The 26,945-nt window shown below is 68.3% G+C and carries 26 protein-coding genes; 4 read left to right on the forward strand and 22 right to left on the reverse strand.

Annotated features, from left to right (window positions below):
- Nucleotides 1–8: 8 nt before the first annotated feature.
- The 5 genes from bla to rpmB form a co-directional block, all read right to left on the reverse strand.
- On the reverse strand, nt 9–1,016 hold the full coding sequence (gene bla, locus GQ674_RS19105; RefSeq protein WP_236546129.1) for a subclass B3 metallo-beta-lactamase: 1,008 nt from the start codon (nt 1,014–1,016) through the stop codon (nt 9–11).
- Between the two features lie 146 nt (nt 1,017–1,162).
- Nucleotides 1,163–2,563, reverse strand: a complete 1,401-nt coding sequence (locus tag GQ674_RS19110) for an FAD/NAD(P)-binding protein (protein ID WP_201290288.1) — start codon at nt 2,561–2,563, stop codon at nt 1,163–1,165.
- A gap of 36 nt (nt 2,564–2,599) precedes the next feature.
- The gene (gene cls / locus GQ674_RS19115) at nt 2,600–4,018 is read right to left on the reverse strand and encodes a cardiolipin synthase (RefSeq protein WP_159499589.1); all 1,419 of its coding nucleotides are present in this window, start codon (nt 4,016–4,018) and stop codon (nt 2,600–2,602) included.
- A gap of 502 nt (nt 4,019–4,520) precedes the next feature.
- Nucleotides 4,521–4,688 (reverse strand): 50S ribosomal protein L33, encoded by a 168-nt coding sequence (gene rpmG / locus GQ674_RS19120; RefSeq protein ID WP_172407465.1) that lies wholly within the window; start codon nt 4,686–4,688, stop codon nt 4,521–4,523.
- A gap of 10 nt (nt 4,689–4,698) precedes the next feature.
- Nucleotides 4,699–4,935 (reverse strand): 50S ribosomal protein L28, encoded by a 237-nt coding sequence (gene rpmB, locus GQ674_RS19125; protein ID WP_005411638.1) that lies wholly within the window; start codon nt 4,933–4,935, stop codon nt 4,699–4,701.
- A 307-nt stretch (nt 4,936–5,242) separates the two neighbouring features.
- Here rpmB and GQ674_RS19130 point away from each other — a divergent pair, with 307 nt between their 5' ends.
- Both GQ674_RS19130 and GQ674_RS19135 read left to right on the forward strand, forming a co-directional pair.
- Nucleotides 5,243–6,460, forward strand: coding sequence for a glycosyltransferase (locus GQ674_RS19130; protein WP_159498445.1), 1,218 nt, complete (start codon nt 5,243–5,245; stop codon nt 6,458–6,460).
- 175 nt (nt 6,461–6,635) lie between these two features.
- The gene (locus GQ674_RS19135; protein WP_236546130.1) at nt 6,636–7,337 is read left to right on the forward strand and encodes an NYN domain-containing protein; all 702 of its coding nucleotides are present in this window, start codon (nt 6,636–6,638) and stop codon (nt 7,335–7,337) included.
- A gap of 42 nt (nt 7,338–7,379) precedes the next feature.
- Here GQ674_RS19135 and GQ674_RS19140 read toward each other — a convergent pair whose 3' ends face one another.
- From GQ674_RS19140 to GQ674_RS19205, 14 genes are all read right to left on the reverse strand, one after another.
- Complete coding sequence (locus tag GQ674_RS19140) at nt 7,380–10,577, reverse strand: CusA/CzcA family heavy metal efflux RND transporter (RefSeq protein WP_159498449.1); 3,198 nt, start codon at nt 10,575–10,577, stop codon at nt 7,380–7,382.
- The gene (locus GQ674_RS19145; RefSeq protein WP_159498451.1) at nt 10,567–11,559 is read right to left on the reverse strand and encodes an efflux RND transporter periplasmic adaptor subunit; all 993 of its coding nucleotides are present in this window, start codon (nt 11,557–11,559) and stop codon (nt 10,567–10,569) included. The genes GQ674_RS19140 and GQ674_RS19145 overlap by 11 nt, the downstream gene beginning before the upstream one ends.
- On the reverse strand, nt 11,556–12,851 hold the full coding sequence (locus GQ674_RS19150; protein ID WP_159498453.1) for a TolC family protein: 1,296 nt from the start codon (nt 12,849–12,851) through the stop codon (nt 11,556–11,558). Before GQ674_RS19150 ends, GQ674_RS19145 begins: the two co-directional genes overlap by 4 nt.
- A gap of 56 nt (nt 12,852–12,907) precedes the next feature.
- On the reverse strand, nt 12,908–13,276 hold the full coding sequence (locus GQ674_RS19155) for a DUF2946 family protein (protein ID WP_159498455.1): 369 nt from the start codon (nt 13,274–13,276) through the stop codon (nt 12,908–12,910).
- Nucleotides 13,277–13,376: 100 nt separating this feature from the next.
- A complete protein-coding gene (locus tag GQ674_RS19160; RefSeq protein WP_159498457.1) occupies nt 13,377–15,161 on the reverse strand; it encodes a DUF885 family protein in 1,785 nt (594 codons plus the stop codon).
- Nucleotides 15,162–15,302: 141 nt separating this feature from the next.
- Nucleotides 15,303–15,644 (reverse strand): lipid-A-disaccharide synthase N-terminal domain-containing protein, encoded by a 342-nt coding sequence (locus GQ674_RS19165; RefSeq protein ID WP_128095875.1) that lies wholly within the window; start codon nt 15,642–15,644, stop codon nt 15,303–15,305.
- Nucleotides 15,644–16,366, reverse strand: a complete 723-nt coding sequence (locus GQ674_RS19170; protein ID WP_159498459.1) for a glycosyltransferase family 2 protein — start codon at nt 16,364–16,366, stop codon at nt 15,644–15,646. The genes GQ674_RS19165 and GQ674_RS19170 overlap by 1 nt, the downstream gene beginning before the upstream one ends.
- Nucleotides 16,367–16,453: 87 nt before the next feature.
- On the reverse strand, nt 16,454–17,419 hold the full coding sequence (locus tag GQ674_RS19175; protein WP_159498461.1) for an NAD-dependent epimerase/dehydratase family protein: 966 nt from the start codon (nt 17,417–17,419) through the stop codon (nt 16,454–16,456).
- 50 nt (nt 17,420–17,469) lie between these two features.
- On the reverse strand, nt 17,470–18,195 hold the full coding sequence (locus tag GQ674_RS19180; RefSeq protein WP_159498463.1) for a suppressor of fused domain protein: 726 nt from the start codon (nt 18,193–18,195) through the stop codon (nt 17,470–17,472).
- 41 nt (nt 18,196–18,236) lie between these two features.
- Entirely contained in the window at nt 18,237–18,545 is a 309-nt protein-coding gene (locus tag GQ674_RS19185; RefSeq protein ID WP_128095871.1) for a helix-hairpin-helix domain-containing protein, read from the reverse strand.
- Between the two features lie 35 nt (nt 18,546–18,580).
- Complete coding sequence (locus GQ674_RS19190; RefSeq protein ID WP_038685464.1) at nt 18,581–19,504, reverse strand: ParB/RepB/Spo0J family partition protein; 924 nt, start codon at nt 19,502–19,504, stop codon at nt 18,581–18,583.
- A complete protein-coding gene (locus GQ674_RS19195) occupies nt 19,504–20,301 on the reverse strand; it encodes a ParA family protein (protein ID WP_038685462.1) in 798 nt (265 codons plus the stop codon). Before GQ674_RS19195 ends, GQ674_RS19190 begins: the two co-directional genes overlap by 1 nt.
- A 211-nt stretch (nt 20,302–20,512) precedes the next feature.
- A complete protein-coding gene (gene rsmG, locus GQ674_RS19200) occupies nt 20,513–21,151 on the reverse strand; it encodes a 16S rRNA (guanine(527)-N(7))-methyltransferase RsmG (protein ID WP_159498465.1) in 639 nt (212 codons plus the stop codon).
- A gap of 152 nt (nt 21,152–21,303) precedes the next feature.
- The gene (locus GQ674_RS19205; RefSeq protein WP_159498467.1) at nt 21,304–21,903 is read right to left on the reverse strand and encodes a 4'-phosphopantetheinyl transferase superfamily protein; all 600 of its coding nucleotides are present in this window, start codon (nt 21,901–21,903) and stop codon (nt 21,304–21,306) included.
- 90 nt (nt 21,904–21,993) lie between these two features.
- Between GQ674_RS19205 and GQ674_RS19210 the strand changes: the two genes are divergently transcribed.
- Nucleotides 21,994–22,245 (forward strand): GlsB/YeaQ/YmgE family stress response membrane protein, encoded by a 252-nt coding sequence (locus GQ674_RS19210; RefSeq protein ID WP_038685456.1) that lies wholly within the window; start codon nt 21,994–21,996, stop codon nt 22,243–22,245.
- Nucleotides 22,246–22,324: 79 nt separating this feature from the next.
- Here the strand turns inward: GQ674_RS19210 and xth are convergent, their stop codons facing one another.
- Nucleotides 22,325–23,092 carry an exodeoxyribonuclease III gene (gene xth, locus GQ674_RS19215; protein WP_159498469.1) on the reverse strand — a complete coding sequence of 256 codons (768 nt, stop codon included), beginning with the start codon at nt 23,090–23,092 and terminating at the stop codon, nt 22,325–22,327.
- A 147-nt stretch (nt 23,093–23,239) separates the two neighbouring features.
- On the opposite strand from xth, the gene GQ674_RS19220 reads away from it, so the two are divergent.
- Nucleotides 23,240–23,566 (forward strand): hypothetical protein, encoded by a 327-nt coding sequence (locus tag GQ674_RS19220; RefSeq protein WP_159498471.1) that lies wholly within the window; start codon nt 23,240–23,242, stop codon nt 23,564–23,566.
- 36 nt (nt 23,567–23,602) lie between these two features.
- Here the strand turns inward: GQ674_RS19220 and GQ674_RS19225 are convergent, their stop codons facing one another.
- Together GQ674_RS19225 and GQ674_RS19230 are read right to left on the reverse strand one after the other, a co-directional pair.
- Nucleotides 23,603–25,018 (reverse strand): coniferyl aldehyde dehydrogenase, encoded by a 1,416-nt coding sequence (locus tag GQ674_RS19225; protein WP_159498473.1) that lies wholly within the window; start codon nt 25,016–25,018, stop codon nt 23,603–23,605.
- A 179-nt stretch (nt 25,019–25,197) separates the two neighbouring features.
- Nucleotides 25,198–26,847 carry an MFS transporter gene (locus GQ674_RS19230; protein ID WP_159498475.1) on the reverse strand — a complete coding sequence of 550 codons (1,650 nt, stop codon included), beginning with the start codon at nt 26,845–26,847 and terminating at the stop codon, nt 25,198–25,200.
- Between the last annotated feature and the right edge of the window lie 98 nt (nt 26,848–26,945).

Here is a 26,945-nt window from a genome sequence, read left to right on the forward strand (position 1 = left end):
TCCCTGCGTCAGGGTTTGCGGCCGGCGGCCTCCTCCTTCAGGCGAGCGTCCAGCTGGGCACGTCCGTTCTGCGCGTAACGCTGGCAGGCCCCCGCGTCCACCAGCGGCGGCGTCCCATCGCCTGCCAGGCGGGCGAACAGATCGCTGCCCAGCGGATGCGGTGTCACGTGGATGTCGCAGGGCAGCGCGGCCAGCGTGTCCAGGCCGTGGCGGAAGGCGGCCACCCCCTGCGGATGATCCAGGTAGCGGTACTGCGCATCGGAGATGGCGCTGACGCTGTCGGTGTAGGCGATGTCCAGACAGCGTGCGCCCTCGCAGGAACGCCATGTCCAGCTGGTGCCGCCCGGCGTGTGGCCCGGCGTGGCATGGGCGGTCAGCGCCAGGGGGCCAACGCGGACCGTCTCGCCGTCGGCGATCACCACCACGTTGGCCACGGGCGGGAAGGTCCCACCGGGTTCGAGGTACTGCGGGTCGCTGCGATCGCTCTTCCCCCTGCGCAGCGTGGCTACCGCCGGCGCACGCGCCAGCAGCGGCGCCCCGGTGGCCGCTTGCAGGTGGGCCAGGCCGCCGGCATGGTCGGAATGCTCGTGCGAGTTGAGCAGGTACTTCACTGCGTGCGGATCGAAACCCAGCGCGCGGATGTTGGCCGCGATCAGGGGACCGGCCGCCACGGTGCCACCGTCGATCAGCACATGCCCCTGGTCGGAGGTCACCAGCACCGCCGACAGCCCGCAGGTGCCCACATACCACGTGTTGCCGAAGATGCGGCGCGGCGGTGCGCGATCGTTCCAGCCGTCCATGACGCTGGCACCGGCCGGGCAGGCCGGCATGTGATCGACTGCGCTGGCAGCGGGCAGTGCGGCGCCGGCCGGTGCGGCGGGTGTGGCGGCATCGGCACTGACGTCGGGCTGGCAGGCAGACAGCAGCATGCCGATGCCCAGTACGGCGATTACGCGGCCCATCACGGCCGGGGCAACAGGGCCGCGCGGGGCGGTCGGGTCTGAGGTAGGCGTCATGTGCATTCCCGGTCTGAAAGGCAGCAGCCTAGAGCGGTAGGCGCACCGTCACCAATGCGAAGATCAAGACAGAGGCATGAGCCTTTTCGATACCTCGCGTCAGCCGTTGCCGCGCGGTGTCACAGCTGGCCCACCCACACAGGGCGTCAGCCCAGCGCGCGTGCTGCGGCCTGCTGCGCCTGCACCCGCAGCTCGGGAATGGCCAGGCTTTCCCACAGCGTGCCGATGCGCAGGCTGCCCACCACCTGTACACCGGGATGCGGCTGGCCGTTGGCGGCGAGCAGCCCGGCATGCGCCACCGAGGTATCCAACCCCAGGCCGTGCGGCCCTGGCCTGGCGTGGCCGTCGGCCAGCAACTGCTGCACCAGCGGATTGCGCATCGCGGTGGCGCGGGTCTCCACGCCGGTGGCATTGATCAGCGCGCCCACGCGCAACGGCGGCAGGCCACCGCCGGCGCCGTGCGCATGTATCTGCAGGGTGCCGTCGAGCACCAGTACGGTATCGAGCCGGGCGCGATGACGCTGCAGCTGGCCCGACTGCTCCAGCGCGGCGACCTGCGCCTCGACGCTTTCGGCAATGCGGTGGCGGTGCACGTCCCAGTACCGCACCACGTGGCGCAGGAAGCGGCGCTGGTCGGCGGCCTCCAGACCACGCCACAGTGCCTGGCCCAGCGGACGGATGCGATCCATCACGCTCTGCCAGGGCAGGCCCTGGGCGACAGCGTCGCGGGCGTGGCCGCGCAGCGCGCGCAGCGCCTGCCGCAGCGGCAGGCCCGGCAGCGGGCCCGGATCGAAACTGGCCGTGCCGCCATGCGCGTGTGGCAACGGCAGCAGTGCATGCCGGGACAGCACGTGGATGCGGCCGCGGTGCCCTGCATTGGCCAGCGCCACCACGCTGTCGGCCATGCTCAACCCCGAGCCGATGATGGCCAGATCGCCGTCGCCGGCCAGCAGCCGCACACCGTCGTAATCCCAGGCGTCGACCACTTTGCCCGGGGGCAGCGCGTCGGCGCCGGTAACCGGCAACGGGCGCATGCTGTTGCCACAGGCCAGCACCACCTGGCGCGCCTGCCAGGTGTCGCCATCGGCCAGCGTCAGCTGCTGCATGGCGATGCCAGGCTGCAACGCGGTGACTGCCTCATGCACCACGCTGAGCTGCGCGGGGCTGGTGGCCTGGGCCTGCTCCAGGCGGGCCTGCAGGTAGGCGGCATAGCAGCGGCGCGGCGCGTATTCGGCGGCAACTGCGTCGCGCGGCATGCCGGGAAACGCGTCCACCTGCAGCAGGTAATCGAGGAAATCGTCGGGCGCATCGGGCAACGCGCTCATCCTGCCGGCCGGCACGTTGAGCAGGTGCTCGGGCCATGGCGTGGCGTAGGCGATGCCCTGGGCCAGCGCCGAGGCCGGCTCGAACACCACGACATGGAGCGCGGCGGTTGCCGTGCGCAGCGCATGCAACGCCACCAGCACGCCTGCCGCACCGCCGCCGACGATGGCCAGGTCACACTGGCGAGGGGATTGGGTTGCGGTCATGCCCCGATTGTAGGCGATGCCGGCGATGGCCCCGTGTCGGCCGTCACCGCAGCACTACATCAGCGCATCGGCCAGGCGCGCGATGCCTTCGCGGCTGCGCCGCCAGGTCGGGCGCTTGCGCCAGCTTTTCAGGTCCAGCTGGCGCGACCGCAGCAGGTAATCGTTCTCGATCTGCAGCAGCTGGGTGACGATGCCGCGGTCATAGCAGAGCATGCCGATTTCCGCGTTGAGCGCGAACGAGCGGATGTCCAGGTTGATCGAGCCGACCAGCGCGATGTCCTCGTCCACGGTGAGGTGCTTGGCGTGCAGGAAGCACGGTTCGTACAACGCGATACGCACGCCACTGCGCAGAAGTTCGTCGTAATAGGCCTCCTGCGCCCACGCAGTGAGCCGCTGGTTGCTGCTGGCCGACAGGATCAGCTGCACCTGCACGCCGGACAGCGCGGCGATGCGCAGCGCGCTGAGGGTGGCCTCGTCGGGCACGAAGTACGGGGTGACCAGCACGATGCGGCGGCGTGCCAGGTGGATCAGCGCGTTGACCGCGTCGCGCGCGTTGCTGAAGGGATACGCCGGGCCGCTGGGCAGGAGCTGGGTGGCCACGTCGGCCGAGCACACCGGCACGGCGGTCATCACGTCCAGGCGCTGCCCGGTTTCCATGTACCAGTCGCTGGCGAACACCGCTTCCAGGTGCGCCACGCCGGGACCGCGCACGCGCGCCACCAGTTCCTTGTTTGGAAAGCCGGGCACGAACTCCGGCTGGGCCAGGTTCTGCGAACCGATGTAGCCCACCCGGTTGTCGATCACCGCGATCTTGCGATGGTTGCGCAGGTCCATCCGCCCGCTGCGGCGCCAGCGCAGGCCGCCGGGCAACATCGCGCGCACGTCCACGCCCAGCGCCTGCAGGCGGTGCCGGTAGTGGCGCAGGCCGCGCTTGGCGCCCACCGCGTCCAGCAGCAGGCGGCAGTGCACACCGCGCGCGGCGGCACGCTGCAGCGCCTGCACGATGGACTCGCCCACGGCGTCGTCGAACATCAGGTAGTACAGCAGGTGCACGCGCTCGCGGGCCTGGTCGATGTCGGCGATCAGCGCCTGCAGCGAGGCGTCGTAGTCCACCAGCAGCTCTACCGCATTGCCATGGATGGGCATGAAGTCGCCCTGCCGCTCGATCAGCGGCACGATCTCCGCCGTGGCGGTGTCGGGCATCGGCGTCCAGCGCAGCGGCGGCTGCAACGCCTGTTCCTCGCGGATGACCTGGGAGGCTTCGGCCTGGCGCTGCACGCGCTGGCGCGACAGCCACGGGTGGCCGAACAGCAGGTACAGCGGCAAGCCCAGCAGCGGCACGAAGCCGACCAGCAGCAGCCAGCTGCGCGCGGCACCGGGCGTGGTGCGGGTGGGAATCCAGAACAGCGCGGCCAGCCGGATCAGCCAATCCAGCATCAACAACCAGGAACCCAGCAGCCACTCGAACAGCATCGCGTCGCCCGTCGGGAGGTAGGCCGGCATTCTGACATGGCCGGTGCATGCACCCGGTAGTGCCGGCCGCTGGCCGGCTCTGCGTCGATTCGCAGGAGAGCCATCGCGCCTGCCATCGAAAACGATTCTTCTCCCAATGGAGGGACGTCCCTTGTTTCGAGGGGGCGTAGCAGATTGCGTAGGGCGCTGCGCGCGTGCACGGGTGTGCAGGTGCCGTTTGGATCGGCGAGCGTCTCCGCTCAGGTCTGTTGCGCGCGTGGGGGCCCCGCAGCGGCCGGTAGGCCCCTGGTGCGAATGTCCCCCGGCGTCGGCCTGCGGCCGCCACCTCCTCCTTTGTTTCGCCTCCAAGGGCATGGGGGGCCAGCGCCCAACCCACCCACAGGCCGCGCCTGAAAAGGTGCACAGCGCGCTTGGTGCTCGCAAAGCGGACGAGAGAAAGAACCAAAAAAAAACCCGCCACAAGGGCGGGTTTTTTCTGGGGAAGCTCAAGCATCCTTGCGGATTACTTGATCTTGCCTTCCTTGTACAGGACGTGCTTGCGCACGACCGGATCGTACTTCAGGAATTCCATCTTCCCGGGGGTGTTCTTCTTGTTCTTGTCCGTCGTGTAGAAGTGGCCAGTGTTGGCCGTCGAAATCAGACGGATCTTATCGCGCTTGCCTGCCATGATCGTTTACTCCTCAGACCTTTTCGCCGCGCGCACGCAGCTCAGCCAGAACGGAATCGATACCGTTCTTGTCGATGGTGCGCAGGGCATGCGCGGAAACACGAAGCTTGACCCAGCGGTTTTCGCTGGCAACCCAGAAGCGGCGCTCGTGCAGGTTGGGCAGGAAACGACGACGGGTCTTGTTGTTGGCGTGCGAGACGTTGTTACCCGTCTGCACTCGCTTGCCGGAAACTTGGCATACGCGGGACATTGCGCACCTCGATGAAAGTAATTGTCAGCCCATAGCCCGGGCGACGGCGGCCTCGACGGTTTCCCGCCACACGTCATGAGAATCAAAGGGTTACGCTGTCAAGGGCGGGCCGGATGACGTGTTCCCGGCCGCCGATCCAGAGATTTCCGGACACAGCGAGCCGCGCATTATGCCGCAGGCCGTGGGCGGGCGCAAGTTGTCCACAGGGCCTTGCCGGCCTGCCGGAGCCGGGCGCGCACCCCGTGTTCGCATGGCCACCCGCGGGCGGCGGCGATACTGGCCACCCTGTTCACCCTGGACCCCCACGATGCGGCTGCTGGCGATCACCTACGGCACCGAGGGCGACACCCGCCCGCTGGTCATGCTCTGCCACGGCCTGATGGCCGCCGGACACGAGGTGATGCTGCTGGCCGAAGGCGGCACCCTGGGCAGCGCGAGCGCCCTGGGTGTGCCGCACGCCGCGCTGGAAGGCGACATCCATGATGAGGTGGTGGCGCTGGTGTCGCGCGGCAACAACACGCTGGCCGCCTCGCGCGGACTGGCCAGGATGGCGCGCCGGCACGTGCCGGCGTGGACGCGACAGGCCGATGCGGCCGCCGCCGGGTGCGATGCGGTGCTGACCGGCGGGCTGGCCGCCTTCGTCGGCATGACCGTGGCCGAGCACCATGGCCTGCCCGCGATCGGGCTGGGCATGATTCCGCTGACGCCCACCGCCGACTTCCCCTCCCCGTTCCTGCCCCGACTGCGCCTGCCCGGTGCGCTGAATCGGCTCAGCTACGGGCTGGTCAACCAGGCCGTCTGGCGCACCTTCCGGGAGCCGATCAACCAGGCCCGGCACGCACTGGGCATGCCACCGCGACGCAGCCTTTGGCGCGATCTACCGATGCTCTACGGCATCTCGCCCAGCCTGCTGCCGCAACCGGCGGACTGGCCCGCCAACCACCGCATCTGCGGCCAATGGCGCCTGCCGGACAGCCCGTGGCAAGCGCCGTCGGACCTGCAGGCCTTCCTTGAAGCCGGCCCGGCCCCGGTGTACCTGGGCTTTGGCAGCATGACCGGCTTCGATCGCGACCGCGTGCTGCCGGCACTGCTGGACGCGTTGGCCCCGCGCCGGGTGCTGCTGTTCCCCGGCTGGGCGGGCGTGCCCAGCACGCCCCTGCCCGCCGACGTGTTCGTGGTTGGCCCCACCCCGCACGAGGCGCTGTTCCCGCGCTGCGCGCTGGTGATCCACCACGGCGGCAGCGGCACCACGCATTCGGCCTGCCGGGCCGGGGTGCCATCGCTGGTGATGCCGTTCGCGGCCGACCAGTTTTTCTGGGCGGCGCGCTTGCAGGCGTTGGGCGTGGCACCGGCGGCGTTGTCGCCGAAGCGGTTGGATGCCAACACGCTGGCGCGGGCCATTGGCTTCGCCGAACACGCAGGAACGCGTGAACGGGCTGCTGCTCTGGGAAGGGCGATGGGCATGGAAACCGGCGTGGCCAAAGCAACCGATCTGATCCAGCAATGGCTGGCAGGAAATCGATAAACGCCAAGTGGATGAGGCGGCCTCAAGGTGTGACCCCGTCATTTGACTGCCATGGCAACGGACTGTTGTAATGGCCCCACGACCCCGCCCTCGCCGTCGTCATTCAGTTGGCTAAACGGCCTGGGACGAAAAAACCGCCGAAAGGCGGTTTTTTCATGCCCGAAGGAACGTGCGCATGACTGAAACCACCGCCGTCTACGTGGATGGCTACAACTTTTACTATGGTCGGATCCGGGGGACGCCCTACAAATGGATCGATGTTGTCAGACTGTTCGAACGCCTGGTGCATGAGCAGACGCCGTCGTCACAGTTGACGTTGGTCAGGTACTTCAGCGCGTTTTGGCTCGCCCGCTTTTCTACCCACGGCAATGCGTCCACGATCGCGCAGGACAGCTTTCTACGTGGGCACGAAATACGTCACGGAACCCGTTTCCAGAAAACAATGGGAACCCACACGCATGATCGCAGCGGTACGAAGATGCCGCGGTATGTCGATGGGCAGCCCTTCAACCGAGCCGATAGGGTGAGGGTCTGGAAGCTTGAAGAGAAACAGACGGATGTGAACATTGCGTTGGCAATGTACCGCGATGCCGCGTCAGGACGATTCTCACAGCTGGTGGTGTGTTCCAACGACAGTGATGTGGAACCGGTGCTGCGCGCCATCAGAGAGGACTTTCCAGGTATCCGCCTTGGAGTGATCACCCCAAGGCGGCCTCCCGAGGAAGGTGCGGTTGCCCACCGCAACATGATGTCCTCCCTGTCAGCGAATGCGGATTGGGCGCGCAGCCATATCCACGATGAAGAGTTGGCGTGCTGCCAGTTGCCTGACCGCATCCAGACCGGGAAGAAGCCCATCGACAAGCCAGCGCATTGGTGAGGCAGCCAGGTCCGCACGTGGCATCACGCGCGGACCCACCCTTCATACCGCGTCAGGCCCCTTACGGTGCAACCACCGGTACAACACCGGCAGCACCAGCAACGTCAGCAGCGTGGACGACACGATGCCGCCGATCACCACCGTGGCCAGCGGGCGCTGTACTTCCGAACCGGCACCCACGTTGAAGGCCATCGGCACGAAGCCCAGCGAGGCCACCAGTGCAGTCATCAGCACAGGGCGCAGCCGACCCAGTGCCCCGTCGCGCACGGCGTCGGCCAGCGGCAAGCCGCCCTCGCGCAGGCTGCGCACGAAGCTGATCATCACCAGCCCGTTGAGCACGGCCACGCCGGACAACGCGATGAAGCCGACACCGGCCGAGATCGACAACGGAATGCCGCGCGCGGCCAGCGCCAGCACGCCGCCGGTGAGCGCCAGCGGCACGCCACTGAACACGATCGCCGCGTCCTTGACCGAGCCGAACGCCCAGAACAGCAGCGCGAAGATGATCGCCAGCGTCACCGGCACCACGATCGACAGGCGCTGGCTGGCCGAAATCAGCTGCTCGAAGCTGCCGCCGTACTCGATCCAGTACCCGTTGGGCACCTGCACGTCGCGCCCGATCGCCTGCTGCAGGTCGGCCACGAAACTGCCGAGGTCGCGGTCACGCACGTTGGCGGTGACCACGATGCGGCGCTTGCCGTTTTCGCGGTTGATCTGGTTCGGCCCCTCGCTGTTGCCCAGCGTGGCCAGTTCGCGCAGCGGCACGGTGCGGGCGCTGCCGCTGGTCCAGCTGCCAACACGGCTGGACTCGTCGGCGTCATCGCCGGCCAGCGCCGGGGCCAGCGATACTGGCAAGTCGGCCAGCGCCGCCGGGTCCTGGCGCAGCGCTTCGGGCAGGCGCACCACGATGTCGAAGCGGCGGTCGCCTTCGAACAGCTGTCCGGCCACCTGCCCGCCCACCGCAGTGGCCACGGTGGACTGCACCTGGCCGGGATTGAGTCCGTAGCCGGCCAGCGCGGTGCGGTTGGGGGTGATGGTCAGCAGCGGCAGCCCGCTGGTTTCCTCCACGCGCACGTCGGCCGCACCCGGCACCGTGCCGGCCACGCTGGCGATGCGCTTGCCCACACTCAGCAGCGTGTCCAGGTCGTCACCGAACAGCATCACCGCCACGTCTGCCCGCACGCCGGAAATCAGCTCGTTGGTGCGCATCTGGATCGGCTGGGTGAACTCGTAGTTGTTGCCCGGCAACTGCTCCACCGCTGCTTCCAGTTCCCCCAACAATGCCGCCCGTGACTTGCGCGGGTCCGGCCAGTCCTTGCGCGGTTTCATCATGATGAAGGTGTCGGCCACCGACGGCGGCATCGGGTCGGACGCCACTTCCGGCGTGCCGATCTTGGAGAACACCTTGTCGACCTCGGCGAACTGCACCAGCCGTTTCTCGATCTGCAGCTGCATCTGGATCGACTGGGTCAGGCTGGTGCCGGGGATGCGCATGGCATGCATGGCCACGTCGCCCTCGTCCAGGTTGGGCACGAATTCACTGCCCAGGCGCGTGGCCAGCAGGCCGCAGCCCACCACCAGCACCAGCGCGCCGGCCACCATCCAGCGCCCGCGCCGCAGCGAGAAGGCCAGCAACGGCGCATAGCGGCGGCGCACCCACGCCATCAGCCGGTTTTCCTTTTCGTGCACGCGGCCGCCGAGGAACAACGCGATCGCCGCCGGCACGAAGGTGAGTGCCAGCAGCATCGCACCGGTCAGCGCGAGCACCACGGTGATCGCCATCGGATGGAACATTTTTCCTTCCACGCCGGACAGCGCGAAGATCGGCAGGTACACCGCGGTGATGATGCCCAGCCCGAACAGGCTGGGGCGGATCACCTCGGCGGTGGCGCTGGCGGTTTCGGCGAAGCGTTCGGCGGCGGTCATGTCACGGCCCAGCACGTGCTGGCGTTCGCCGAACCGGCGCAGGCAGTTCTCGATGATGATCACCGCACCGTCGACGATCAGGCCGAAGTCGAGCGCGCCCAGGCTCATCAGGTTGGCCGACACCCCACCGCGCGCCATGCCGGTCAGGGTGAACAGCATCGCCAGCGGAATCACCGCGGCGGTGATCAGCGCCGCGCGGAAATTGCCGAGCAGCGCGAACAGCACCACGATCACCAGCAACGCCCCCTCGATGAGGTTCTTGGCCACGGTGTCGATGGTGCGGTCCACCAGCGCGGTGCGGTCGTAGCTGGCGGTCACGGTAACGCCCTTGGGCAGGCTGGCCTGCGCCTGCTGCAGCCGTGCGGCCGCGGCCTGGGCCACGTCGCGGCTGTTGGCACCGATCAGCATCACCACCGTGCCCATCACCACTTCGTGGCCGTTCTGGGTGGCCGCGCCGCTGCGCAGCTCCGGGCCGTCCTGCACCTGCGCCACGTCGTGCACGTGGATCGGCACGCCTTCGCGCCGGGCCAGCACGATGTTGCCGATCTCCTCCAGGTTGGCCACCTGGCCGGGAATGCGCACCAGGAACTGCTGGCCGTTGCGCTCAATGTAGCCGGCGCCCACGTTCTGGTTGTTGGCTTCCACCGCCTGCGCCACGTCTTCCAGGGTGAAGCCCAGCGCGCGCAGGCGTGCCGGGTCCGGGGTGATGTGCACCTGGCGCTGGAAGCCGCCGATCGTGTTGACCTCGGTCACCCCCGGCACGTTGCGCAGCTGCGGGCGGATCACCCAGTCCTGCAGGGTGCGCAGGTCGGTGGCGGTGTAGGCACTGCCATCGGATTTGCGCGCCTTGGGATCGGCGTCGATGGTGTACATGAAGATCTCACCGAGGCCGGTGGAGATCGGACCCAGCTGCGGGTCAAGGCCGTCGGGAATCTGCGATTTGACCTGCTGCAGGCGTTCGGCCACCTGCTGGCGGGCGAAGTAGATGTCGGTGCCGTCCTCGAACACCACGGTGACCTGCGACAACCCGTAGCGCGACAGCGAGCGTGCCTGTTCCATGCGCGGCAGGCCGGCCATCACCGTTTCCACCGGGTAGGTGATGCGTTGTTCGGTCTCCAGCGGCGAGTAGCCGGGGGCCGCCGTGTTGATCTGCACCTGGACGTTGGTGATGTCCGGGGTGGCGTCGATAGGCAGCTTGGTGAAGCTCCAGATGCCCACCGCCACCAGCACCAGGGTCAGGCTCATCATCAGCCAGCGGTGGGCGATGGACGTACCGATGGTGCGTTCCAGCACGCCGGCGCGTTCAATGCTCATGCGACGCCCCCGCCTTGCCGATGTCGGCCTTCACCACGTAACTCTGCTCGACCACGACCTGCTCGCCGGGGGTCAGCCCGTCCAGCACTTCAACCTTGCCCGCATCGCGCGCGCCCAGGCGGACCGGGCGCGCGGTGTAGGTGTCGCCGCTGCGCACGAACACCACGTCCTTGCCGTCCATGCTCTGCAGCGCGCTCAGGGGTACTACCTGCGCGGCCGCCTGGGTGGCCACCACGATGCGGGCCTTCACCGCCGCACCGGGCCGCCACAGGCCATCGTCATTGCGCAGCGAGGCGCGGGCCACGGTGCTCTGGCTGGCGGTGGCGGTACCGGGCAGCACGCGTTCGAGCGTGGTGGTCTGGCTGACCCCATCGGTCATGCGCGCCACCGTGACCGGCACGCCGGCGGTGATGTGCTGGGTGTCGTTGCCGAAGATGTGCAGGTCCACCCACAAGGTGGACAGGTCGCCGATCTCGAACAACGGCGTGCCCTCGCCCGCCACGCCACCCACCTGGGCTTGGCGCGCCAGCACCACGCCACTGATCGGCGCGGTGACGGTGTAGGTGGTCAGGCTGAGATTGCTTTCAATGCTGGCCAGCACCTGGCCGGCCGCGACGCGGTCGCCGACGTTGGCGCGCAGCGAGCGGATCGGCCCGGGGAAGCGCGCCATTACCTGCGCCACGCGGCCATCGACGGGGGTCAGCAGGCCCTGCACGTCATGCTCGTCGGCGATGGTGCCCGCTGCGACCGGGGCGACGCGGATGCCGGCCTGTTCGGCCATCGCAGCGGTGATGGTGGTGGTTTCCGGCGCGCTTTCGTCATGCGCGTCCTCGGCGTGCGCCGCCTCGTCGCTGTGCCCGGCCTCGCCGTGGCCCGGATCGGCGGCGGACGGGGTGCCGGCCTCCTTCGCGCAGCCGGCCAGGGCCAGCAGGGTGAGCAGCAGGCCGGCAGTGAGCGCGGTGCGCGGGCAGAAAGTGGTCATCGGCGGTCCTCCGTGGACACGGCGGCAGTGGCGGGGGTGTCGCCGGCGGCGAGCATGCTCTGCCCGGTGAGACGCTGGATTTCGATCAGTGCGGTCTGCGCAGCGATGGCCGCGTCCAGCTGGCGCTGGCGGGCTTCGATGCGCATGGCCTGCAGCTGTGCCCATTCCATGTAGCTGATGGCACCGGCGCGCCAGGCCTTCTCGGCGGCGTTCTCGGCACGCGTGAGCTGCGGCAGCACGTCGCGCGCCATGCGCGTGACTTCCAGCCGCGAGGTCAGGTAGCGGCCATGTGCTTCGGCCAGGGTGGCGTACAGCTGCAGCGCGCGCGCATCGCGTTCCACCGCGTTGAGCGCCAGTTCCGCTTCGGCCGCGCGGATCTCCGGCGCGACGCGGGCAACGCTGCCCAGCGGCACGCTGAAGCCGGCCACGAAGGCGCTGTCACGGCTCTCACGGTTGTTGCGAACGCCCACCTGCCAGCTGACATCCGGCCGCGCGGCAGTGCGGGCCAGCTGCACCTGCGCCTCGCGGATGCGGCGCTCGCCGGCCAGCATGGCCAGTTCGGGAGTGCGCTGCAGTGTGTCGGCCAGCACGGCGAAGTCCTGCAGCGCCGGCAGCTGCATCGGGTCGCCGGTGACGACGTCGAAGCCCGGCTCGCGCTGCCGCCACAACGCCGACAACGCGGCACGCGCGGACTGGTCGGCCTGGGCGGCGCGGTCGCGGTCCAGCTCGGCCTGGGCCAACATCGCCTGGGCGGTCAGCAGCACCGATTCGGGCGACGCTCCGGCCTGCAGGCGCAGGCGCGCGGCCGCCACCGCGCGCTTGCGCTGATCAATGTCGGTCTGGGCGATCGCCAGCTGCTGGCGGGCGTCGGTGACCGCCAGATAGCGGCGCGCCACCTCGGCCATCAGGTCCAGCCGGGCGGTTTCGCGCTGGGGAGCCAGGCTGTCCAAGTTGGCCTGGGCCACGGCACGGCGGGCGTCCAGCTTGCCGCCGCGTTCGAGCATGCCGGCCAGGGTGACGGTCAGCTCGGCGCTGCGCAGGCCGCTGGCATCGCCGCTGCCCAGCGCGTTTTCCAGGTCCACGCCCACGCTCAGCGGCGGGCGCAGTCCGGCCGCGTCACGGCGTGCTTCCCAGATCGGGCGCTGCGCCTCGGCCAGGCGGAGGTCGGGGTGGTACTGGGCGACGCGCGCGATGGCGTCGTCGAGGGTCAACGGATCAGGCGTTTTCGTGCCCTGCGCATACACGCACGGCACGAACGCGAGGACAGCCAAGGCTGCCAGGCGCATCCACATGGGGAATCTCCAGATAACGGTTCAGATGGACAACGGCGGCGCGGGGCCGCGTGGCATCAGGACGCTATCGGGGGGCGCAGCAGGCTCTCCGGCGGTTGGGTACGCAACTGCGCGACCAGCCCGGCCGGCACGCTGTGCGCGGGCGCGGCGGGCAGGACCCACGGCAGTGACGCCATCGGCAGCACGCCGCCGTGACCGTGGCAGTGGCCGCAATGCACCAGTGCGTGCAGCAGGTCGCCGTCGGTCGGATCGGGTTCGGCATCGCCGGGCAGCGCGGTGTCGGCCGGGGCCGCGTCGCTGTGCAGGCTGATATGGATGTCGGCCAGCGCCGACGCCGTGGCCGTGCCGAACACGCCCAGGCCCACCGCCACCAGCATCAGCAGGCGCAGCAGCAGGGACGGACGGGGGCGGGCGTGGCGGAACATGCCGGCAGGGTAGCGGGCGGCTTGCCCGTTACACAATCGCAGCGCGGCGCGATGGTTCACGTTGACGGGATCGGCCGGGTCGCGGCCGATCCCGGTGCGGTCAGCTGGCAGCCTTGCGCTGGGCGATATACGCCTGGATCTGCTGCTCCAGCACCGGCAGCGGCACCGAGCCCTGCTTGAGCACCGCGTCGTGGAAGGACTTCACGTCGAACCGGTCGCCCAGTTCCTGCTCGGCCTGCGCGCGCAGGCGCACGATGGCGATCTCGCCCAGCTTGTAGCTCAGCGCCTGGCCCGGCCAGGAGATGTAGCGGTCCACTTCGGTGGTCACTTCATGCTCGCTCAGCGCGGTGTGGTCGCGCAGGTAGGCAATGGCCTGCGCGCGGGTCCAGCCCTTGTGGTGCACGCCGGTGTCGATCACCAGGCGCGCGGCACGCCACATCTCGTAGGTCAGGCGGCCGAAATCCTCGTAGGGGGTTTCGTAGATGCCCATCTCCACGCCGAGCTTTTCGCAGTACAGGCCCCAGCCTTCGCCATAGGCGGAGATGTAGGCGTTGCGGCGGAACTCGGGCTGCTCGCCCTGCTCGGCCGCCAGTGCGCCCTGCAGCGCGTGGCCGGGGTCGGATTCGTGCAGGGTCAGGGCCGGCAGGTTGTACAGCGGGCGCGCCGGCAGGTTGTAGGTGTTGAGCCAGTAGGTACCCATGCCGCCGCGGCCGGCGGTCCAGAACGGGGCGATGTCCGGCGGTACCGGCACGATGGTGAAGCGTGCGCGCGGCAGGGTCATGTACTTGCCGATCACCCCGTCCACGCGCTTGGAGATCCACGCGGCGCGGTGCAGCAGTTCGTCGGGGGTCTTGGCGTAGAACTGCGGATCGGTACGCAGGAAGGTCAGGAACTGCGCGAAGCTGCCCTTGAATTCCACCTGCTTGATGATGCCGTTCATTTCCGCCTGGATGCGCGCCACTTCCTTCAGGCCGATCTCGTGGATCTGCTGCGGGGTCAGGTCCAGCGTGGTGTATTCGTGGATCTGCTGCTTGTAGTACGCCTTGCCGTCGGGCATGGCTTCGGCGGCCAGGGTGGTGCGCGCTTGCGGCACGTACTCGCTGACAAAGAAGGTGCGCAGCTTGGCGAACGCCGGCACCACACTGCCCCCGATGGCCTGCCGCGCCTGCTCCCGCAGCTGCGCCTGCTCGGCGGCGGGGATGCTGGCGGGCAGCTTCTTGAAGGGCGCGTACAGCGGCGAGGCGGTCGGGTCCTTCAGTTCGGACACGGTGGCGATGGACACTTCGCGCCCGTCCAGCACCGCGCGCGGCACGCTGAAGCCGCGCTTGAGGCCGGCCCGCATGTTCTCGGTCTGCTGGTCGAAGTAGCGCGGCACGTCGTTGAGGCGGGCGATGTAGTTGCGGTAGTCCTTGGCGGTCTTCATTTCGCGGCGCGCCATGAAGGACAGGTTGGACCAGAACGAGGAGTCGGCATTGAACGGCATTTCATAGCCGCGCAGGCGTACCTCGGCGGCCAGGTTGAAGACCTGGTCGCGGTAGATGGCGTAGTTGATCTGGGTGTCGGCCGAGAGCGTCTTCGGGTCGATCGTGCCGAGCTTGGCCAGCACTTCGTCCCAGACCTTCAGCCGGGCCTGCTGGGCCGCCGCGCCCACGTCGGGCATGCGGGTGGCGTTGGCCGGGCCGTCGCCGTCTTCGCTGGCTTCACCACCGCCGTCCTGGCGCCACTTCCATTCGGTTTCGTAGATGCTGCGGAACTGCGCATCGGCGGGGCTTTCCGAGGCCAGGTTGGCCGGTGCGGCCGCCGGTGCAGCGGACGGTGCGGCCAGGACGGCGCCGGCAGGAAGGGCCAGGGCGAGCAGCAGCGCGGTGACGAGGGGCGATTTCACGATCAGCGGTTCCCGGTGGACGGCAAACCCCGATCATGGCACCCGGCGAAGGGGCCGCGCATGGATCAAAGGTCCTGCCTGCTCCGTGGGCAGCGCCGAAGGCGCGCGGTAGCCACCAACCGTTGGTCGGTGGGCCCGTCCTCAATGCGGCGCCTTGTCCCGCTTCCACCCACGATGGTCGATATCCAGCTTCAGGCTGTACAGCGCGGTAAACGCCGGGAACAGGTTCTGCAGTACGCCCACCGAGTCCTGCTTGGCCGAAAACAGGAAGTAGCTCAGCGTCATCAGGCTGCCGACCACGCTCATATACCAGAACAGCCGCGGGATCACCGGCTTGCCAGCGCGCCGGGAGGCCACGAACTGGACCAGCCAGCGGCCGCCGAACATCAGCGCGCCGGTGTACCCGATCAGCTTCCAGCCGGTCACGTGCAGGCCGGTCCAGTACAGCCAGGTCAACGGTTGGTCGAGCCAGTGCAGCTCCATCAGCGTTCTTCCACGGCGGTGCGCTTGCTGCGCGTGATCAGCCAGGCCACCCCACGCAGGTCGCGGATGCCGACCAGCGCGCGGCCCAGGTTGGTGTATTTGGACACGCCCGCCGTGCGATGCCGGTGATTGACCGGCACGCTGATGGTCTGCCAGCCCGCACGCTGCATCAGCGCCGGCAGGTAGCGGTGCATGTGGTCGAAGTACGGCAGGTCCAGGAACGCCTCGCGCTCGAACAGCTTGATGCCGCAGCCGGTGTCGGGGGTGTCGTCGCGCAGCATGCGCGCGCGGATGGCATTGGCCCACTTGCTGGCCCAGCGCTTGCTGCCCGAGTCCTGGCGGTGGACCCGCCAGCCGGCGAACAGCTTTACCTGCGGCGCAGCCGCGGCGCGCGCCGCCAGCAGCTTGGGAATATCGGCCGGGTCGTTCTGGCCGTCGCCGTCCAGGGTGGCGATCCAGGGGGCGCGGGCCTGCTTGACGCCGGTGCGCACCGCCGTGCTCTGCCCGCTCTGACTGACGTGGTGCAGCACCCGCAGCTCGGGGTGGACGGCCTTGAGCCCCTGCAGCACCGCCAGGGTGTCATCGCGCGAATGGTCGTCGACGTAGACGATCTCGAACGCGACCTGCCCGCGCAGCGCGGCGACGATCTCCTCGATCAGGGGGGTAACGTTGTCGCGTTCATTGAAGACGGGAACAACGACCGACAGCTGGGGTTGGCTCATGGTCGGGCTCTGCGGAGGGCCAGGATCGAAAACGAGCGCGCATTTTCCGCACCCAAGGTTATCCAAAGATGAATCCGCAGATGTGTGTCAGGCGTGAGTACCGAAATAATCGCGGCACCAGGCCACCACCGGGGGCAGGCCCTGCTCGATCGGCGTGGCCGGCTCATAGCCGAATGCGTCACGGGCGAGCGTGGTGTCGGCCATGGTGCGGACCATGTCGCCGGGCTGCATCGGCTTGTACACCTTGTGCGCCGGGCGCCCGGCCGCCGCTTCGATGACCCCGATGAAGTGCTCCAGCTCGATCGGCGTGTGGTTGCCCAGGTTGAAGACACGGTGCGGAACATCCTCGCTGGACGGATGCGCCAGCGCGCCGAGGATACCGGCCACGATGTCGGAAACATGTGTGAAGTCGCGCTGCATTTTTCCGTCGTTGAACACGTCGATCGGGCGCCCGGCCAGAACCGCGCGCGAGAACAGCAGCGGTGCCATGTCCGGGCGGCCCCAGGGGCCGTACACGGTGAAGAAGCGCAGGCCGGTGGCATGCAGGCCGTACAGCTGCGCGTAGGTGTAGGCCATCAGCTCGTTGGCGGCCTTGGTAGCCGCGTACAGCGAGCGCGGTTTGTCGATGCGCTGGTCCTCGGAGAACGGCGGGGTGGCCGAATCGCCGTACACCGAACTGCTGGACGCGTACACCAGGTGCGCCACGCCACGGTGGCGGCACAGCTCGAGCATGTTGACGAAGCCGACCAGGTTGCTGTCCACGTAGGCGTGCGGGTTCTCGATCGAGTAACGCACGCCGGCCTGCGCGGCCAGGTGGATCACCCGGGTCGGCTGCACCTCCTCGAACAGCGCGGCCAGGCCGTCGCGGTCGGTCAGGTCGAGCGAGCGGATGTCGGCGTCCGGGCACAGCGCGGCCACGCGGTCGCGCTTGATCTGCGGGTCGTAGTAGTCGTTGTAGTTGTCCAGCCCGACCACCGTTTCACCGGCATCGAGCAGCGCGCGGACCGTGTTGGCCCCAATGAAGCCGGCAGCGCCGGTGACGAGGATGGTCATCGCAGTAATCCTGGAAATACGGGGAACAGCATAGCGGTGCGGTATGTCACTCAGAACAGGCCGAAGCGCTTCCTGGCAACGTTGACCCGGCCCGGTTCGATGATGTCGCTGACGCCCTTGGCATCGAAGCGATCCAGCAGGGCATCGCTGCCCTTCTTCAGCTTCAGCGCCATTTCTTCGGGGTAAAGCGGCACCAGCGACATGAACACGATGGTCTTTTCAGCGTCGATCACCAGCTGGCCGAAGTCTTCCGGGGCGTTTACCGGCGGCAGCACGATTACGCCGTCGAAGCCGACGCCCGGCGCGTAGGGCGCGGGAGGATCGAAGTTGGGAATGGTGTGGCCAAACCCCAGCCAGGTGTCGAACTTGTGCGGCAGCCGCGCCATCATCTTCAGCAGGCGGATCGGCCAGTAGTGGCGCTCGTCCTCGAGGTCGGCCTGCTGCAGCGGCCAGTCGGCCGGCAGGGTCACCATCAGTTCCATGTAGCGCGGCGCATCGACGTCGTCGGACAGGGTCATCGGCAGGTCACTCATGCCCGATGTCACCAGCCGCAGATGCGGGAACGTATCGGTGGCCGGCACCACGTGCACGTCGATGTGCACGGCGTCGGACACGATTTCATGGAACACGCTCGAGACCGGGCCAAGATGCCGCTCGATATGCGCGCTGATCTGCTCGATGCACACCTCACCGGCCGCCGGCGCGAAGTCGCGGGGCCGGGTGTGGGTCAACATCGGACTGCCGCCCGGGCTGACATCGTCGTAGGTATCGCTCATCCGTCACTCCTTGTGGGCCGCCACCGGCTGCCCGGAAGCCGTCACCACAACGTGAGCGGCGCTTCCTTGGCCAGCGTGGCCTTGCGTTCCTTGCTGAAATTCCACCACGGGCGCGGTGCTTCGCCCTGCATGAAGCGCACGACCGACAGGAACACATCGATCACGCACGGGTCATGCATCACGCCGGTGCGCAGGCATAGCTGCGCATACATGTCGTAGGCATCGCGGCCACGCAGGTGCGCGGGTACACGGATGCCGATCAGACGCAGATCTTTCTCACAGGCCGGCCCGACATTCGGCAGGTCGGTCAGACGCAACAGATGGTTGCGGTCGACCTTGGCAGGGTTCATTGCGGGGGGATGATCCTCGTGCGCCGGTGGGGGACTCAGCCCTTCTGTGCGCGAAGTCGTTCGAGCACGCCATCCAGCGTGTCCAGGTCGGTGTAATGGATGATCAGCTTGCCCTTGCCGCCGCGGCCGTGGTTGATCGCCACGCGGGCGCCCAGCGATTCGGACAACTCGGTTTCCAGCGAGGCGATGTCGGCCTGCGGCGCGCTGGCCGCCGGCTTCTTGCGCAGCGAACCGGGCACCTTGCCGGCCGCGAACTGCTGCGCACGGTGTTCCACTTCGCGCACCGACCAGCCCTGGTCGGCCGCTTCCTGGGCCAGCTTGCTGGCCAGTTCCGGGGCCAGGGTGAGCAGCGCACGCGCGTGGCCCATTTCCAGCCGACGGGTTTCCAGCAGCAGGCGGATGGCGATCGGCAGCTCGAGCAGGCGCAGCAGGTTGGACACCGCCGCGCGCGAGCGGCCGACGGCCTGGGCGGCCTCGGCGTGGGTGAGCGCGAACTCGCTGATCAGGCGCTGCAGCGCTTCGGCTTCTTCAAGCGGGTTGAGGTCTTCGCGCTGGATGTTTTCGATCAGCGCCATCGCGATGACGGTGCGGTCTTCCAGCTCGCGCACCACCACCGGCACTTCGTCCAGACCGGCCAGCTGCGAGGCGCGCCAGCGGCGTTCGCCGGCGACGATTTCGAAACTGTCCGGGCCGAGCTGGCGGACCAGGATCGGCTGGATCACGCCCTGCGCCTTGATGGATTCGGCCAGCTCGGCGAGCTTGGTTTCGTCCATGTCGCGGCGCGGCTGGTACTTGCCCGGCTGCAGCTGGCCTACCGGCAGCTTGCGCAGCACTTCACCCGGCATGGGCTCGATCACCGCGGCCGCCTGTACCTGGGTCACCGCACCCTTGGGCCCCAGCAACGCATCGAGGCCGCGGCCGAGGCCGCGTTTCTTGCCGAGGGCGGGCTTGGTGCTCATCAGGCGGTCTCCAGGGCTTTATCGGCCGTGTTGCGTTGTTGGTGGCGGCGGATGATCTCGCCGGCCAGGCCGAGGTAGGCAACGCCGCCCCGCGAGGCGCGGTCGTAACCGACGATGCTCTGCCCGTGGCTGGGTGCTTCGGCCAGGCGCACGTTGCGCGGCACGATGGTGCGGAACACGCGGTCGCCGAAGTGCTCGGTGAGCTCGGCCGACACCGCGTTGGCCAGGTTGTTGCGCACGTCGAACATGGTGCGCAGCACGCCCTCGATCTCCAGGCTGGGATTGAGGTTGGCGCGCAGCGCTTCGATGGTTTCCACCAGCGCGCTCAGCCCTTCCAGCGCGTAGTACTCGCACTGCATCGGCACGATTACCGAATCGGCGGCGGCCAGGGCGTTCAGGGTCAGCAGCGACAGCGCCGGCGGGCAGTCGATCAGGATGAAGTCGTACTCGTCACGGACCGGGGCCAGGGCGCGCTTGAGGCGCTGCTCGCGCTCGCCCTGGTCCATCAGCTGGATCTCGGCGGCGGTCAGGTCGATGTTGCCCGGGAGCAGGTCGAAGCCTTCCGGGGTGGTGACCCGCACTTCGGCGGCGGTGGCTTCGCCCAGCAGCAGGTCGCAGGTGGACGCGGCGACTTCACGCTTGTCCACGCCGCTGCCCATGGTCGCATTGCCTTGGGAATCCAGGTCGACCAGGAGCACGCGCTTGGGTGCAGCAGCCAGGGAGGCGGCCAGATTGACGGCGGTCGTGGTCTTGCCGACGCCACCTTTCTGGTTGGCGATGGCGATGATGCGGGCCATGCGTGTGAGCCTCATCGGCAGGGAGTGGGACTGGTCATTATGCGTATATGGGGCGTGTCATGCACTGTGAGATGCGCGCCGACAGGCGCCCGCGACCTCGATGGGGCACCTCGCGTGCGCCCGGTGGACACCGCAGCGGCAGCTGTGGCGGGCGTTGCCGCCGATATCGGGGCGCACCCGCAGCAGCAGGCTGGCGCGCGCCCGGGACCGGTCAGGGACCGGCCACCACCACCAGATGGCGCTCGCCAGTCAGGCCGGGCACGTGCAGCGGCAGCACCTGCTCCACCGTCCAGCCGGCCGGCAGCTGGGCAATTTCGTCGTGCGGGTGCACGCCTTTCATGGCCAGCAGGCGGCCGCCCGGGCGCAGCAGATGACCGCCAACGGCGATGATGCCGGCCAGGGTGTCCATGGCGCGGGCGGTCAGGTGGTCGTAGGCGCCGGGTTCGGCGAGCGCTTCGGCCCGCGATTCGGCCACGCGGGCGTTGGTCAGGCCGAGCTGGCGCACAGCCTCGCGCATGAAGCGCGCCTTCTTGCCGTTGCTTTCCACCAGGGTCACCTGCAGCTGCGGGCGGGCGATGGCCAGCGGGATGCCGGGCAGGCCGGGGCCGGTGCCCAGGTCGGCCAGGGTGCCGGCCTCCAGGTAGGGCTGCATGGCCAGCGAGTCGAGCAGATGGCGGGTGACCATCTCCAGCGGGTCGCGGATCGCGGTGAGGTTGTAGGTGCGGTTCCAGCGGTCAAGCAGGGTCAGGTAGGTCAGCAGCGGCGGCGCCAGCGCGGCGTCCAGCTGCATCGCGGCCAGGCCGCGCTCAAGCGCGTCGGACACGCCGGCAGGGAGGGTGTGTTCTTTCATGGCGCCATTATCGCACCCCGGTAGAGCCGACCGTTGGTCGGCTACGCATCCCTGGTAGAGCCGACCGTTGGTCGGCTACGCATCCCTGGTAGAGCCGACCGTTGGTCGGCTGCTCTACCAGGGACCCCACCCGTTGGCCCGGGCGACCCCGCTCACATCGCATGCCAGGCCAGCGCCGCGCGGAAATCCACCGCGGCCTGCCATTCGTGCAGGTGCCAGCGCGCCGCGTCACCCAGTTCCGGGTCGCACCAGGCCAGGCGAAGGCGGCCCGCAGCGTCCGGGGCCAGCTGAAGACGGTGCAGGCCAAAGGAAATGCCCTGTCCCTGTGCCTTGAGAATGGCTTCCTTGGCGCACCAGACCCGGAAGAACCACGGCGTGCGAGCCGCCTCGTCCAGCCCCAGCAGCCAGGCAACCTCGGCCGGATGGAAGAAGCGCTCGATGATTTCCACCATGCGCGGGCGCGGGCGCAGCGGCTCCAGGTCCACGCCCAGCCGGACCCGTTCGGCCATCGCCACCAGCAGCAGGCCATGGCTGTGGCTCCAGCCGGTGCCGATATGCGCCAGCGGGCCGTGCAGTTCCGGGCGGCCGCGGGCGTCGCGCTGCAGCGGCAGGGTGTCCGGCGTACCGCCCAGCTGGTCGGCCAGCAGGACCCGGGCCTGCGGCTCGCCCCGGGTGCCGTTGACGTGCGGCAGGCACCAGACCGTGACCGGGCCGAACTGCCACGGACCGCCCGAAACGATGGGCACGGTCATGCCACCACCCGGTGAGGACGACTGCACGGTGATTTCACGGGGGGTGCCGTCAACTGGCCCGGTCGTTCACGCAAACCGGGAGTCACCGCTATGGGCATCATCATCTGGCTGATCGTCGGCGGCATCGTGGGCTGGCTTGCCAGCATCATCATGAAGCGCGACGCGCAACAAGGCATCATCCTCAACATCGTGGTCGGCATCATCGGCGCCCTGCTGGCCGGCTGGCTGTTCGGCGGTGGCATCAACGAAGCAATCACGATCCGTACGTTCCTGTTCTCGTTGATCGGCGCGGTGATCCTGCTCGCGATCGTGAATCTGTTTACGCGTCGAAGCGTCCGGTAACCCACATACCTGCACCGCTTGATCAACAAGGCCCGGCACTGCCGGGCCTTGTTGTATGTGCGCTGGCCAGCGGCCGGCGCTATCCCAACTGCACCCACGCCGGGGCGTGGTCGCTGGGGCGGTCCCAGGTGCGCGGCTCGCGGTCGATGCCCGAGGCAACGGCACGCGCCCTGAGTGCGTCCGACACCAGCGTCAGGTCGATACGCAGGCCCAGGTTGCGGCGGAAACCGGCGGCGCGGTAGTCCCACCAGCTGAACACGCCTTCTTCCTCGCTGTGCAGGCGGAACGCATCGTGCAGGCCCAGCTTGAGCAGCTTGTTGAGGGCGCCGCGCTCGGCGGTGGAGGTCAGGATGTGGTTCTCGTTCCAGACCAGCGGGTCGTTCACATCCCGCGCGTCCGGGGCGATGTTGAAGTCGCCCATGACCACCAGCTCGGGGTACCGGGCCAGCTCGGCCTCGACCCAGGCATGCACGGCCTCGAGCCAACGCAGCTTGTAGGCGTACTTGTCGGTGCCCACGTCCTGGCCGTTGACCACGTACAGGTTGATGATGCGCACGCCATTGACGGTGCCGGCGATCACGCGCTTCTGCTCGTCCTCGAACCCGGGAATGCCGATCTGCACGTCCTGCGCCGGTTCGCGCGACAGCAGTGCCACGCCGTTGTAGGTCTTCTGTCCGGCAAACACGCTGCGGTAGCCCAGCCCGGCCAGCACCGCGTCGGGGAACTTGTGGTCCTCCATCTTGGTTTCCTGGATACCGACCACGTCCGGCGCGAACGCCGTGAGCCATTGTTCCAGGTGCGGCAGGCGCACGTTGAGCGAGTTGACGTTCCAGGAGGCGATTTTCATGGGCGCCATTCTACCGGGTAGCCACCGACCGGTGGTCGGTGGGGTAGTGTCGGCCGCTGGCCGGCAGCCCTGTGCAGCCAAGCATCGCGCACACGTGCACCGCCACTACCCACGTTAGGCTGTGCCCCCCGATCGCACGGAACCCCCATGAACGCAGATGCCTTCGTAGCCAAGTGGTACGCCGAAAAAGAACAGCTGTTGGCGGCCGCCTGGACCCCGGGGACGGAATTGGCCGCGCGGATCACCGCGATGGCACTGTCACCCATGCAGGCACAGCAGTTGCGGGACGTGCTTGATGTGTTGGCCACCGACGCCATGTACACCCTGCTTCTCGGGCTGGATGGCAGCGCGGCGCTGGGCGGCGACCAGCGCCACTACACCGTGCTGGACGAAGACGGTTCGGTGATCGCCGACGAAGGCGATCTGGAGGCGGCCGCCTACGCGTGGTTCCACGAAGGCCGGGCTGCGCGTTGACCTCCGTGCGCTGCGGGCGACGCTAGCGGCTGCGGGTCAGCGCACCAGCGCCTTGAGCATCCCGGCAATCTTCGAATACGGCGGTTTGAGCAGGTCGCTGGCCGCCCAGCGCGACTGCCACAGGATCGGCAGCTGCTTGCTCAACCCGTCGAAGCCGGCGCGGCCGTGATACGCGCCCATGCCGCTGGGGCCGACGCCACCGAACGGCAGGTCGTTGATGGCGAAGTGCAGCAGGGTGTCGTTGACGGTGATACCCCCGGCCACCACCTGCCCCAGCACGCGTTCGACCGTGCGGTTGTCCTGGCTGAAGACATACAGCGCCAGCGGCCGGTCGCGGCCCTGTACCTCGGCCAGCGCCGCGTCCAGGCTGGGATACGCGCAGACGGGCAGGATCGGGCCAAAGATCTCCTCCTGCATCAGGTCCAGGTCGGCCGGCGGGTCAAGCACGATGGTCGGCACGATCAGGCGTTCGCGCGCAGCGCGCTCGGGATCCACGGTGGCCAGCTCGATCACCGGCACGCCGCGTACCCGGGCCTGGTCGAGGTACCCGCGCAGGCGCTGGTACTGGCCCTCATGGATGATCCGCGTGTAGTCGGTGGCATCGCTGAAGTCACCGTAGCGCGTGCGCACCTGGGTCTGCAGCTGCTGCACCAGCTCGCGCTGGCGGGCGCCATCGATGAGCACGTAATCCGGGGCGATGCAGGTCTGGCCGGCGTTGAACCACTTGCCAGTGGCCAGGCGTGCGGCCGCCTTGTCCAGCGGGTAGTCGCTGCAGACGATGGCCGGTGACTTGCCGCCCAGTTCGAGGGTCAGCGGAGTGAGGTGCTGGGCCGCGGCGGCCATGACCTTGCGGCCGACGGCGGTGGAACCGGTGAACACCAGGTGGTCCAGCGGCGAGCCTGCCAGCGCACTCGCCAGCGCACCGTCGCCCTGCACCACCGCCACGCGGTCGGCGGGAAACACCTCGGCCAGCAGCACTTGCAGGAACGCGCTGGTGCGCGGGGTGTGTTCGGAGGGCTTGAGGATGACGTGGTTGCCAGCGGCGATCGCGGTGGCCAGCGGAATCAGCGCCAGGTTGACCGGGTAATTCCACGGCGAGATCACGCCAACCACGCCCAGCGGCACCGCGCGGGTCTGCGCGCGCGCCGGCCAGAACCGCCAGCCCACCCCGACCCGGCGCGGGCGCGCCCAGCGGCGCAGGTGCTTGAGCAGGTGGTCGATCTCACCGAGCACGGTCATGCCGTCGGCGATCATGGATTCGTGGGAGGAGCGGTGGCCGAAGTCGGCCGAGATGGCGTCGGTCATCTGCGGCAGGCGTGCCTTCAACGCTGCGCGCAGGCGCTGCAGGTCGTCGCGGCGCTGGTCCAACGATGGGCGGTTGGCCTGCCAGGCCGTACGCAGGGTGTGCAGGATCGCGGGCAGCGCGGCGGGATCGGTGTGGGCGTCGCTCATGGGCCGACTATAGCTGGACGCTGCGTGAGCGCGTGTCACCGATAGTGCCGGCCGCTGGCCGGCAACCTCGCACGTGTCTCCGAAAGCGCATGGAGAGCCGGCCAGCGGCCGGAACGACCGGAACGGAAAAGGGCCGCGATTCGCATCGCGGCCCTTCTTTCATACCGTGTGGCGCACCGTTACTTGGTGATATCCACCCCACGCGTTTCGCGCAGGAACAGGCCGCCCACCACGACCGTCATCAGCGCGATGATGATCGGGTACCACAGGCCGTAGTAGAGGTTGCCGGTACCGGCCACCAGCGCGAAGGAAATCGCCGGCAGGAAGCCACCGAACCAGCCGTTGCCGATGTGGTACGGCAGCGACATCGAGGTGTAGCGGATGCGGGTCGGGAACAGCTCGACCAGGTAGGCGGCGATCGGGCCGTAGACCATGGTCACGTACAGCACCAGCAGCCACAGCATGAAGATGGTGCCGGGGATGTTGACGCGTGCGTTGTCGGCCTTGGCCGGGTAACCGGCGGTGGTGAGCGCGGTCTTCAGTTCGGCCCCGAACGCATCGGCCTTGCCCTTGCCCTCTTCCTTGGTCAGCCCGGCCGCCTCGTAGGAGGTGACCGTGGCACTGCCCACGTTGATGACGGCCAGGGAGCCGGCGCCCGTCGGCTTCACTTCATACGGTACGCCAGCCTTGGTCAGCGCGGCAGTGGCCACGTCGCAGGAGCTGGTGAACTTGCGCATGCCAACCGGATCGAACTGGAACGAGCAGGTGTTCGGATCGGCCACGACCAGCGCCGGCGAGTTGGTGCGGGCTTCTTCGATGGCGGGGTTGGCGAAGTGGGTCAGGCCCTTGAAGATCGGGATGTAGGTGACGGCGGCCAGCAGGCAGCCGGCCAGGATGATCTTCTTGCGGCCGATACGGTCGGACAGCCAACCGAAGAAGATGAAGAACGGCACGCCGAGGGCAAGCGCGGCCGCGATCAGCAGGTAGGAGGTGGTGGCATCGACCTTGAGCATGCTGCTCAGGAAGAACAGCGCGTAGAACTGGCCGCCGTACCACACCACGGCCTGGCCGGCTGCGGCACCCAGCAGCACCAGCAGCATCAGCTTGAGGTTGCCGCCCTTGAGGCTGTCACGGAACGGGGTCTTGGAGCCCTTGCCTTCGGCCTTCATCTGCTGGAACAGCGGCGACTCGCTCAGCTGCAGGCGGATCCACACCGACACGCCCAGCAGCACGATGGACACCAGGAACGGAATGCGCCAGCCCCAGGCTTCAAAGGCTTCGTTGCCCAGGAAGTAGCGGCAGGCCAGGATGATCAGCAGCGACATGAACAGGCCCAGCGTCGCGGTGCACTGGATGAAGCTGGTGTACAGGCCACGCTTGTTGGCCGGTGCATGCTCGGCCACGTAGGTCGCCGCGCCACCGTACTCGCCGCCCATCGCCAGGCCCTGGGCCAGGCGCAGGATGATCAGGATGACCGGCGCGGCAAACCCGATCGACGCGTAGTTGGGCAGCACGCCGACCAGGAAGGTCGAGATGCCCATGATCAGGATCGTGACCAGGAAGGTGTATTTGCGACCGATGCGGTCGCCGAGGCTGCCGAAGAACGCCGCGCCGAACGGACGCACGAAGAAGCCGGCGGCGAAGGCCAGCAGGGCGAAGATCATGCCCGTGGTTTCGTTGACGCCACTGAAGAACTGCTTGGCGATGATCGCCGCGAGCGAGCCGTACAGGAAGAAGTCGTACCACTCGAAGACCGTCCCCAGGCTGGACGCGAAGATGACCTTCTTGTGTCCCTGGGTAAGCGTGGCTGGTGCGGGTGTCGTTGACATGGGAAGCATCCCCTCGGTAGTGCCGACCGTTGGCCGGCAATCGCAGTGTTGGTCGGGTGGTTTCTAATTGTCTGGGTGCCGACCGTGGGCCGGCACTC

This window comes from Stenotrophomonas sp. 364, from assembly GCF_009832905.1.
Lineage (GTDB): Bacteria > Pseudomonadota > Gammaproteobacteria > Xanthomonadales > Xanthomonadaceae > Stenotrophomonas > Stenotrophomonas maltophilia_AP.